Below are 11071 nucleotides of genomic sequence, written 5' to 3'. Positions count from 1 at the left end.
GACCGAATGGGGCATAGTTATTAACGGCATAAAGCAATCGAAATCCACTCGTTCGAAAATCATTTTTAAGCAAAAAAACCGGCCAAGATAATTGACGCGAACCGGACAAAGTAATTGACACCTGATAGGCTTGAATACAGAGATCTGATAAAACAAGCCGAAATCGAATGTCCGGAACCAATCAGGCCAAAGAAAAAGGGCAAAAGGGGGCGGATTAAAAAATCAAAATCCAGAAATCTGTTAGAACGGCTAAGAGATTTCGAGATAGACGTTCTCAGGTTTATGGATAATGAACTTGTTTCGTTTACGAATAATTTGGGCGAAAATGATATCCGGATGACAAAAGTTCAGCAGAAGATATCGGGATGCTTTCGCTCTATGGATGGAGCAAAAATCTTTTGCCGTGTGCGAAGTTATTTGTCTACTTGTCGGAAACAGGGAATTAAGTCAAGCCGTGCACTGGAACTGTTGTTTAACGGCAAGTTGCCAGATTTTGTCATGTAGATGGAAGTATACTAATTTTCAAGCACGCTGAATAGTTACAAATGGGGGTAGATAAATAATGCCGCCTCTCTGCGTCTTGAGCAAAGCGGGCGGTGAACAGGGGGGTGAGAAATCCTGGTCGGGTATCAGAAAGGGCTACCGGTTATTCGCCGTACATATCGGTTATCAGTTTTCGTAGTTGAGCGGCTTCCAACTTTGGTAACTGATCAATTTTCTTTTTTAATCTCAGTTTGCTAATCGTGCGTATTTGGTCAACTGCTATTTCTGCCATGGTATTCGCGCATTTAATCTGGAGGCGGCTTCTCCATTTCGGGTGCAATTTTGAAGTTAAAGGGCAAATGACAACGGTTTCTAAATATTTATTCATTTCATCCTGGCTGATTATAACAACAGGACGAATCTTTTGAATTTCGCTTCCTATAGTCGGGTTGAGATCAGCGAAATATATTTCGTATCTTTTAATATCCAAAGTCTTCATTCTCCAATCCATCGAGAAGCGTTGGATTAAAATCATCCCAATCTTCCTTCTCATCAGCCATAGCCTTATAAGTATCTTCCCAAGAAAGTTTATTGTCATCTTTCTTGCGAAGAAGCAGTCCCTGCTCGGTTTCTTCAAGCAACAAGGAATTATTAAAGCCATATTTTTGAAGAAGCGCTTTGGGTATGCGAATTCCTTTTGAATTTCCAATAGGGACTAATTTAATGTCTCTTGCATGTATTTGTTTTCCCATGAGTATTGTTCCTTATGTTATATATTAGACTCATTATGTAATCATTGTAATTACGCTTTACGATAATGTCAATCATAGAATACCCAAAACAGGGCCAGGTCAATTATGTTTTATTGAACGATTGTATTGCTTACCCTATCTCTGGGCGGACGGCCTGTAATGGGTGTTGCGCTGGGCATTGTAAAAAAGGGGTCATGTCTGCCTTTGACTCTTATTGATTTTGAGCAAGGGCAACCATAGAGTTGCCCCTTTTCATTCTGAAAACTACCCTTTAATTTATTACAAACCAATAATCCAATGGACGTCCCTGAAAACCCTAATCGCCATGCCTCTTCAGAAAAGGAAATTGGCACTGCGAGCGCAAATGCCCCCACAAATACCTGGCTCGCATCTTCCATATTGAAGCTGAATTTCATTTCATTCCCTTTTCATTTGCCGCCATTTAGCACGAAAATCAGGGGCGCAGGCTGTTTTGCGTCCTGTACAATTTTTGGTTCGGCAAAGCCGCTGTCATGTATTTTTCAAATTCTGTCAAGAATGAAGACCTGACCTCGCTATTTTTGTGAGCAAAAATTATTTCTTATGACATCGGTGGGTAATATGCCATATTTGGCCCGGCATGTAATGCCTTTTTGCTCTCGCCATGTCTATATCCTTGTTTTTGGCTCCAAAAAGCTCAAAATAGCCCCGTTTTTAGGGGTGTAATTTAACCTTATCTCTATATTTTTAATCGGCTTTAATTCTGCTTATTTGACAATATTACAAGGTGTTGCGGCGGCCCGACCCAATTTTACTATAATTTCAACACCGTTATATATTTTCCCATAAAAAAGGCAGGGCCAAATGACCCTGCCTTTAAACGGATTCATCTTTATTTTTAATAATTTTACTCTCTGGTAAGACCAAGCTTATTCTTTTACAGTTTGGGCAGCATCACCGGTTTTCTCTTTCACTACTTCGATCGCATCACTGGTTTTCTCTTTCACAACTTCGATCGCTTCTCCAGTTTTTTCTTTTACAGTTTCAACTGTCTGACCGGCTGTTTCCTTAACCGCTTCAACTGTTTGAGCGGCCTTTTCTTCTGACGATGCTGAAGATTTTTCAGTTTTATCGTCATTTCCACATCCGAGAAAAAACAGCATACCGATTATTGTTAGTAAAATTACAGCATATCTCATAATTTCCCCTCCTTCTTATCTATATTACATTAATTTGTTATAACTCCTTGACCGATGCGTAGAATTAAAATTGAGCAGGTTAGAATTTACATTTTGATATGTAACGTCTGAAGCGTTTCAAAGGTTAAATACTTGGTGACGGCAAATTTCTTAGCTGCCTGAAATTTATTGACCGCATTCATGGTTTGAGTTCTGATCGATACCATCGATAGGGCCGGGATCATAACCCGCTTTGACCAGGGCACGCTGAATTTGGTTAATCTTTAACTGGGTCATATTGATCTCACAAAGGATCTGGGTCCATTCCAGATACCCGTGATTCGTCATCAACCGCCGTTGAACGGTTTCATAAACTGCCGGCTGGGTGACCTTTTTAGAGCCTGTTTAAAAATTATTTATAACACAAAGATTTGGCATCTGATGATGAACTGATACTTATTTGAATGGATGTTCCATTATCACATCCCTTTGTATATAACACCACATTATTACAGGAGGATTCACTATGAAATTACCCAAGTATACAACTGATTTAACCGATAGACAATGAAAAATATAATTGCACCTCTGTTGATAGTACCTTCTTCAAAGGCCGAGAGACCTCGAAAGCATGATTTACAAGAGATTGTAAATACCATTCTTTACCTAACGCATACCGGATGCCAGTGGAGAGAACTTCCGCATGATTTTCCACCATGGTCCATGGTGTATTACTATTTCAGAAAATATAAAAAAACAAATTAGGGGATATCGGGACGCCCTTAAAATTCTCAAAAACTCATTCTAATAGCTGATAATTGTTTTCACGCGCGATGCTTTGGCCCCTCTCCACTGAGTATCCAACCCCGGAAACGCTCATCCCTAAACGCCTGGCTAATTCTGTAAGGGAAATCCCCAATTCATGAACCGCCCAATAACAGAAAAGGCTCCTGGCTTTAACCTTTTTTTGCTGTTTGCCTTTTAAGGTTATATCAGCTACCTCGCTATCATAAATATCTGCCACCCTTGATGCTATTCGATCAAGATCATAACCCAACCGCTTTAATTCGTATTTGCGCTCAAATATCTCATTGGCTTGGGAAAGGATATCGGTCACAAAATCCGATTCACCCAATATTCTCTCATCACTTTTAATATGGTCAGTGCCTTTCAAGGCAAATTTTCTTACTTCTGCCCATCCGCCAAGGCTCCTTATCAATCCTCCCCCTGTCAATTCATTGCGTCGCCCTTGTTCAAGACCAGCCTCTACATATGAATAATATGCTTCTTTTGCCAGACCTGCAGCGTCGCCAAAATAACCGAGAACATAATCCACATCCTGCCATGGACAATTTTTCTCACCCATTAACACGCTATGCCCGCTGTAGCTATATTGATTTAAATCAGATAAGGTTTGGACAATTCCTGCCCGGATAGGATTCAGGTGAATGTACCTCACCAGTTCTCTTAGATAAACTTCCTCTTGACAAACGATTGACTTATATCGGTTCTGAAACAGTTGCCCATTCCGTTTGTGTCTCTTGTTAAAACTGACAACGTATCCGGTAAGCAATCTTCTCATCAATGTGGCAATAGGAATTGAACCTGTTCTAAAAAGAAAGTGTGCATGATTTGGAAGAAACGCCCATGCATAGCAAAGGATCCCAGTCTCGGGAAGCAAAGTTGATAGTCGATCTAAGAAATCTTCACGATCCTTATTGTTCCTGTATATTTTTCGACGCTCTATTCCCCTGATCATAATATGATGTAAAACACCAGGTGCGTCTAATCGGGCTAATCTCGGCATGTTTTTACTGCTATCAATCCCTCATTGTCTTGTCAACTGAATATTTCAAGGGCGTCCCCCCTATCAAAAAGCTCTTTGCCCAGACCGGCAACCTGGGGCTGACCGAAAACGCAATGGACGAATGCTTTTCCGCCGTCTGGAACGGATATTCTCCGACCCAGTCCGAAATCTTTCACAAGGCCGCAGACGCCCTGCTGCACAGCAAACCGCTTGAATTCACCTACCGTTCGCCGGGCGCAGACCGACAGACCCGCCGCATTGTCGAGCCCCACCACCTGCAGCACTACATGGCCAGCTGGGTGCTGATTGCCTGGTGCCGGAAGCGCAGCAACTGGCGAAAGTTCTATCTGGCCCGCATCAGCGATCTTTCGGTGTTAAACGAGTCGTTCGAAAAAAAACCCGCCTCAATCTGGAACCATCTTCTGGAAGGCGCTTTCGGCATTTTTCAAGGAGATGCGCTCGTGGATGTGGTACTGCGGTTTTCCCCCTTTCGTTCCCGGTGGGTTCGCGAACAGAGCTGGCATCCTGACCAGAAAATTCAGGATCTTGCCGACGGGGGCCTGGAACTGACGCTGCCGGTGGCCGATTTTCGGGAAATCAAGATGCGCATCCTACAGTTCGGCGCGGACGTGGAGGTGATCAGCCCTGCGGATTTAAGACAGGAGGTGGCCACAGAGGTCAGGCGGCTGCAGGACTTGTATGAAAAGACAGCCGGATGATACGTCAACACTCCTCGCCCCTTTGCCTGAAAATTCAGACGCGGTAAAAATTATTTGGGACATAGGACGCTACATGTCCGGGGTGGGGGCGTATGATGTCATTTACGATGGCCGGATATCTAAAAACCATCAGCCCGGAGAAAGCGGCTCAAAGACCTGCGGGCAAGCGCCTCCCTGATGTTAGTTGAAGGTGGGTGTGTGGGCTCTATTGGCAAGGATTAGGAGGATGATTCATGACCGTGAACAATTCAATTCCTGATTATTTTAAATACTGGGGCAAGGCGGAAAAAGCCGAGGAAGGCAAACCTGCAAGATATCATCTTTTGCCCTATCATTGTCTGGATGTGGCGGCGGTGGCGGCGGCTTAGTGGGAGGCGAGTCCGACAATCCGGCATGGTTTTCAATTTCAGAATGTTATGCCGATTGAACAGCTACGGGCTTGGGTGCTCTTTTTTGTGGCTTTGCATGACTATGGCAAGTTCGATGTGCGTTTTCAGTTACGTGCAAGACATATCTGGGAGGGCCTTTACCCAAATACAAACAACTACGATTTCCTGCCGTCAACACAGGATTGCAAGAATTATTACCACGGAGAAAAGGGACTATCGTGGTTTATGGATGATCAAGGGCAGAAATTAAGTCTTACCTCTCCTGTCTCAGGCATTGGACTAAGTTTTCTTGATGATATTGAAGAACCATTCTCGGATCGATGGTCGGCATGGAAACCATGGTTGGAAGCGGTAACCGGCCACCATGGCCACATTAAAGACGCGTCATATTTAGCTTCAGCATCCTTACCACCGACTTGTGATCAAAATTTTGCCGAAGTTGATCATCAGGCCCGAACTGAGTGGTTGGCAGCATCGGAAGGCTTATTCCTTCATCCTGTGTCGCTTTCTATAGATGATTCACCTCCTGCATTTTCTCCGTTGATGGCTGGATTCTGTTCTGTTTCCGACTGGCTTGGTTCTCGTTGTGATGAACAAAATTTTTCCTATCAAGCCAAGCCCCAAGAATTGTCTCTTTATTTTGAACAACGTTGCGCAGTGGATGCCATCAAAACTCTCGACATAGCCGGTATTAGAGGTAAAGCAAAAAAATATGAAGGAGTGTCGGTCTTATTGAATTCGAACTTTACCCCGCGTTCCATGCAGACCTTGGTTGACAGACTGCCGTTACAATCTGGAATGACTGTCGTCGAAGCCCCAACAGGAAGCGGCAAAACCGAGGCAGCTCTGGCCTATGCATGGAGGCTAATAGGTGCTGGGTTGGCCGATTCCATAATTTTTGCCTTGCCAACCCAAGCCACTGCTAATGCCATGCTCGGACGCCTTAAAAAAATAGCGACAAAACTTTTCGAAAATCGTCCTAATGTTCTTCTGGCTCATGGAGCAGCTCGTTTTAACAAAATTTTTACAAATTTGAAGCACGCGGCAATTAAAGAATATGAAAAGGAAGATGGGTGGGTGCAGTGCAGCCAATGGCTGGCCGAAAGCCGAAAACGGATATTTCTTGGACAAATTGGTGTTTGCACCATTGATCAGGTGCTGATTTCGGTACTCCCGGTCAGACATCGATTTGTCCGCAGTTTCGGGGTGGGGCGTAGCGTGCTTATCGTGGATGAGGTGCATGCATATGACGCATACATGTGCGGGTTGCTTGAAGAGGTATTGCGGCAGCAGAGGGACGCTGGAGGTTCAGCAATTTTGCTTTCCGCGACGCTTTCCGGGCAACAGAGACGACATCTATTTGAAGCTTGGGCCGCGGAAATGGAACCGCAGGAAGTCAATGATCCATATCCCTTGGCGACTTGGACGGCAGGAGAAAGACCAATACCTTTTGAGCTTGATCCGGATCAAGTGCCTGCCGGAACCATTGTGGACATAGAATCCATAAGGTGTGAAGGGATGATGCCGGATCATTCTTTGCTGGAACGAGTCATTAATGCAGCCGAGGGCGGGGCGCAAATCGCTATCGTCTGCAATCTGGTGGATGTCGCACAAACGGTCACCACAACACTGCGAACTCTTAGCTCTATACCGGTTGATTTGTTTCATGCCCGTTACTGTTACAAACATCGGCAGGAAAAAGAATTGGACGCCATTACCCGTTTCGGTCCGGAAGGAAAACGCGCAACAGGACACATTCTGGTAGCAACGCAGGTCATAGAACAATCACTCGATCTTGATTTTGACTGGATTATCACTCAAATCTGTCCTGTTGATCTATTGTTTCAGCGGCTCGGGAGACTGCATCGCCATAAACGTACCAACCGTCCTCTGGGATTCGAACAACCATTCTGCACGATTCTTTTGCCGGAAGAAGTTGATTACGGTTTGCATGAAATGATCTATGGCAACGCCCGTGTGCTGTGGCGTACTGAACAGAAAATCATCTCTGCTCCAGATACCCGGATCATTTTCCCGGATGCATACCGCACCTGGATTGAATCGGTTTATCAACAGGAAGTGTGGGGGAATGAACCTCCCGAGATCCAAAAAAAGTATGAAAAGTTTCTCGACGAAGTTGAGGCTGTAAAAAGATTTAAGGCGAAGTACATGATCAGTTCCGTGGCCAATCCTTTTGCCGATACTGACGAAAAAATTACAGCTGTAACTCGCGATGGAGAAATGAATTTAACCGTTATCCCTTATTGCCTTTGTGCAAGCGGCAAGATGTTGATGGACGGAACTGTTCTGGAATCGTTTGATGAATACCAGCGCCTTGAAGTCTTGGCATTGAACAGCATCGGAGTCCCAAAATCATGGCGTTATTCTTTGGATGAGTCGGATGAGGATGGGAGATTTTGGCTGGAAATGGAACAGGACGGAGATGGCTATAAGGGGCGTTCAAACGGAATGATCTTTCGCTATCACAAAGATACAGGAATGGAGAAAGAAAAATGAATCTGCTGTTAGAACCCTGGATTCCGGTGCGTTCCCTTTACGGGGGCAGCCCGAAGAAAATTGCATTGCGAGAATTGTTGTGCGGCGATGACAAATGGGGTCTATGTTTGCCCAGAGATGACATGGAACTCGCTGCATTGCAGTTGCTTATCTGCATTATGCAGACACTCATTACTCCCAAGACAATTATAGAACTGAAAACTCGCATAGCGAAATCGTTGCCGAAAGAAGAATACGATTTGGCGATTCAGCCATTCAGTGATTGGTTTCAGCTTGATCATCCCAAATATCCTTTTATGCAGATGCGGGGCGCTAAGGTAATTACTCCCATGGATAAGCTTTTTGCGGGAATTACTGGGGCGGAAAATTGTTGTTTCGTTAATGAGCCCGGTCTGGTCAAAGAACTTTGTGGAGGATGCACGGCTATAGCTCTTTTCAATCAAGCATCATGTACTCCAGGTTTTGGAGGCGGATTTAAAGAGCCCCTGCGTAGTGGCACTCCAATTACCACTCTGATTCAAGGGGCTCATTTGCGACAAACGGTTTGGCTAAATGTACTACACGAAGATGAGGTTAAACGCATTCTGCCATGGCACCATACAACTTCGAAACAGAAACCAACGTGGATTGCGCCTATTACCACTGGTACAAAGTCTGCGGAATCCATTGGGATAGTTCGCGGCTTATTTTGGCAACCTGCGCATATAGAACTTATGCCTCCAACAAAAAAGGAGAGTATGTGCTATTTGTGCGGACAACCAACAAGTCAATGCTATACGAGGTTTAAGAAAGACAAATTTTCAAACTACAAAATAAGTGGAACTTGGCCTCACCCACATTCACCACGTATTCTTGAACTTAAACGGGGTGGTGAGATTGAACATCGCTTTCCATCGTTCACTTCAATTGCTCCCGCTTGGTCGCAATTAAATCGTTTTGTTATCCAGCAGAGGCCAGAAGTATCAATCGAGGGGTACGAACCCGCAGCCGTTGTTCTTCAATCAAAACAAATTTATGGTCAACAGTCCCAAAAACTTCATTTGATCATCGGGGGTTATGGCCGGAAAAAGGCATCGATTGTACGTCGATGTCATGAGGTTTACGCCTTTAGCCCGGGATGGGATGAACATCCCTTGGTCATTAAGGATTTTGTTTGGTACGGCATTGAATACAAAAATGCTTTGACCGAAGCAGTAAGTCTGTTTTGTAAGGGCAAAAAAGACAAATATGATAGCGCCAAAAATCTGAAGGGGATCGGAGAAAAGATTAGACTCTATAAAATTGCCGAAGATCAATATTATAGAAGATCAGAGCCTGTAGTCTTGGAAACTTTAGCCTGTATCGACTTTTCAATCCCTGGCCCTTTTCTTTTGAACCTGGGGCATGCTTTGAAGGAAATATGCCGAGAACTTTTCAACGAGATTGTGCTGCCGTATTCGAATGATCCTGAACTGATTCACACGATGGCAATCGCAAGAAAAACTCTCGACTTCAATTTGAAAAATCTTGAACCCCAAAAGGATATAAGGAGGAAATGATGGAACAATTGAAGCTTCCTGATTTTATGGATTTATACAAAGGATGGGAGCATCTGCCCCCGGGGTCCAGGGCCGAGTTGCGAAGAACTGCAACCCCGGATGACCTGCTTGAAATCCCGGCATTCTATCGTCTTTTCAGTGGCAGGGCTTATTCGGAATGGGCCAAACTCAGATTCCAGCGGCTGATTTTTTGTCTTCCCTGCCTGACGCACACAAATGAAGATATTGGCATAGGGAAGGCGCTTGCAAAGGGTATGAAGGTCACTGAGAAACGGTTGTTTCAGGTTGTCCGTTCAGAACAACCGAATGACATGATTCAATTGCGGCGTATCCTCAAAATGGCTGAACCTGCGGTGAACTGGCCCAAGGCCGCTAAACGGCTCTGGTACTGGAATAAGCGCAGTAAGCGAGATTTGCTTGAAGAATATTTCATCAATCAACCCCCAAAGAATCACTAATACAAAAAGCGAGGAATCATTATGGATAAAAATTTCATCAATTTTCATGTATTGATCTCCCATAGCCCGTCATGTCTTAACCGCGATGACATGAATATGCAGAAGTCCGCTGTTTTTGGCGGCAAGCGGCGAGTTCGTATTTCCAGCCAAAGCCTGAAGCGGAGCATACGGAAAAGTCCATATTATAAAACCCATCTTGGCGAGACGAGTATTAGATCTCGTAATCTATTGTTATTACAAAATAAGTTTGTAGAAGATTTGCTGTGCGAATTTGATGAGCAGACTATTCAGGAAGCGGTAACTCGGTTTGTCACGACCAAAGATGTTGTAGATGATAATGATGAAGATCAAGTAGAAGAAGCTGGGACGGAAGAAAACCCCAAAAAGAAAATTGCTGTCGCGCCGTGGGTGAAAGATGAATTTAAAATAATCTGCCGAATTGTGAAAGAAATACGGGATGAGGGATTAACTGAAGAAGAGGAAGAAAAGGCCCTCGTAAATTTTGAGAAGCAGAAAAAACCGAAGAACGGAAACAAAAAACCTCTTGAGCATTTTCGTGAAAAATTTTTTTCCAAAAAAATTGATACAAAATTAAAGGAAAACCTATCGGCGTTAATTATTGCCATAGGATCTGCCAAAGATGTGGCTCTATCCGGTCGAATGGCAACCTCCGGTTTAATGACAACTGTTGATGGGGCTATGTCCATGGCTCATTCCATCACCACTCACACAGTTGATGCGGATATTGACTGGTTTACTGCGGTTGATGACTTACAGGAGTTAGGTTCCGGTCATCTGGATACTCAGGAATTTTCAAGCGGAGTCTTTTACCGGTATGCCAGTCTCAACCTTGGCCAGCTACAGGAGAATCTTGGGAATGCCCCGCGTGAAAAGGCACTTGACATAGCGGCGCATCTTCTCCATTTGATGGCAACAATTGTGCCTTCAGCCAAACAGCAGAGTTTTGCCGCTCATAATCTTGCGGATCTATCTATGGTCTCCTTTTCCGATATCCCGGTATCTTTGGCAAATGCTTTTGAAGAGCCGGTCAAGCCTGATCAACCGGGCGGATATCTTAAACCTTCGATTAACGCCCTCCATGAATATTGGCAAAAAATTCACTCGGGCTACAGTCTTGAAGAGCGTTGCGGTGAATTTATTGTTGGAGATGTGCCATTACCGGATAGCATGAAGTATTTCACAAAATTGGATGATCTGAAAAAATGGGTTCGCAATAACGGTGAGGGTTAA

8 protein-coding genes and 2 pseudogenes are annotated in these 11071 nt (G+C 44.2%); 6 read left to right on the top strand and 4 right to left on the bottom strand.

All coding sequences use genetic code 11. The annotated features are described in order from the left end of the window. Positions 1-135: 135 nt before the first annotated feature. A pseudogene (locus PHQ97_06495) lies at positions 136-504 on the top strand (transposase). A gap of 142 nt (positions 505-646) precedes the next feature. Here PHQ97_06495 and PHQ97_06490 read toward each other — a convergent pair. From PHQ97_06490 to PHQ97_06475, 4 genes are all read right to left on the bottom strand, one after another. Continuing rightward, a complete protein-coding gene (locus tag PHQ97_06490) occupies positions 647-982 on the bottom strand; it encodes a type II toxin-antitoxin system PemK/MazF family toxin (protein ID MDD4392382.1) in 336 nt (111 codons plus the stop codon). Next, the gene (locus PHQ97_06485) at positions 963-1235 is read right to left on the bottom strand and encodes an AbrB/MazE/SpoVT family DNA-binding domain-containing protein (GenBank protein ID MDD4392381.1); all 273 of its coding nucleotides are present in this window, start codon (positions 1233-1235) and stop codon (positions 963-965) included. Before PHQ97_06485 ends, PHQ97_06490 begins: the two co-directional genes overlap by 20 nt. 908 nt (positions 1236-2143) lie before the next feature. Beyond that, positions 2144-2413, bottom strand: coding sequence for a hypothetical protein (locus PHQ97_06480; GenBank protein ID MDD4392380.1), 270 nt, complete (start codon positions 2411-2413; stop codon positions 2144-2146). Between the two features lie 778 nt (positions 2414-3191). Next, positions 3192-4199, bottom strand: a complete 1008-nt coding sequence (locus PHQ97_06475; GenBank protein ID MDD4392379.1) for a transposase — start codon at positions 4197-4199, stop codon at positions 3192-3194. Positions 4200-4228: 29 nt separating this feature from the next. Between PHQ97_06475 and PHQ97_06470 the strand changes: the two genes are divergently transcribed. From PHQ97_06470 to cas7e, 5 genes and pseudogenes are all read left to right on the top strand, one after another. Next, a complete protein-coding gene (locus PHQ97_06470) occupies positions 4229-4918 on the top strand; it encodes a WYL domain-containing protein (GenBank protein MDD4392378.1) in 690 nt (229 codons plus the stop codon). Between the two features lie 233 nt (positions 4919-5151). Then, a pseudogene (cas3, locus tag PHQ97_06465) lies at positions 5152-7824 on the top strand (CRISPR-associated helicase/endonuclease Cas3). Continuing rightward, positions 7821-9362 carry a type I-E CRISPR-associated protein Cse1/CasA gene (gene casA / locus PHQ97_06460; GenBank protein ID MDD4392377.1) on the top strand — a complete coding sequence of 514 codons (1542 nt, stop codon included), beginning with the start codon at positions 7821-7823 and terminating at the stop codon, positions 9360-9362. The pseudogene cas3 and the gene casA overlap by 4 nt, the downstream one beginning before the upstream one ends. Further along, complete coding sequence (casB, locus tag PHQ97_06455; GenBank protein ID MDD4392376.1) at positions 9359-9820, top strand: type I-E CRISPR-associated protein Cse2/CasB; 462 nt, start codon at positions 9359-9361, stop codon at positions 9818-9820. Before casA ends, casB begins: the two co-directional genes overlap by 4 nt. Positions 9821-9841: 21 nt before the next feature. Next, positions 9842-11071: a type I-E CRISPR-associated protein Cas7/Cse4/CasC gene (gene cas7e / locus PHQ97_06450; protein MDD4392375.1), complete on the top strand. Its 1230-nt coding sequence runs from the start codon at positions 9842-9844 to the stop codon at positions 11069-11071.

The sequence above is a fragment of the Desulfobacterales bacterium genome (assembly GCA_028704555.1).
GTDB lineage: Bacteria > Desulfobacterota > Desulfobacteria > Desulfobacterales > JAQWFD01 > JAQWFD01.
This window is presented reverse-complemented; position numbering and strand designations above follow the sequence as displayed.

Bases quoted from the DNA above. Each gene is read 5' to 3' on its own strand.
- PHQ97_06490 (MDD4392382.1), bottom strand. From the start codon at position 982: ATGAAGACTTTGGATATTAAAAGATACGAAATATATTTCGCTGATCTC.
- PHQ97_06475 (MDD4392379.1), bottom strand. From the start codon at position 4,199: ATGCCGAGATTAGCCCGATTAGACGCACCTGGTGTTTTACATCATATT.
- cas7e (MDD4392375.1), top strand. From the start codon at position 9,842: ATGGATAAAAATTTCATCAATTTTCATGTATTGATCTCCCATAGCCCG.
- PHQ97_06480 (MDD4392380.1), bottom strand. From the start codon at position 2,413: ATGAGATATGCTGTAATTTTACTAACAATAATCGGTATGCTGTTTTTT.
- PHQ97_06485 (MDD4392381.1), bottom strand. From the start codon at position 1,235: ATGGGAAAACAAATACATGCAAGAGACATTAAATTAGTCCCTATTGGA.
- casA (MDD4392377.1), top strand. From the start codon at position 7,821: ATGAATCTGCTGTTAGAACCCTGGATTCCGGTGCGTTCCCTTTACGGG.
- casB (MDD4392376.1), top strand. From the start codon at position 9,359: ATGATGGAACAATTGAAGCTTCCTGATTTTATGGATTTATACAAAGGA.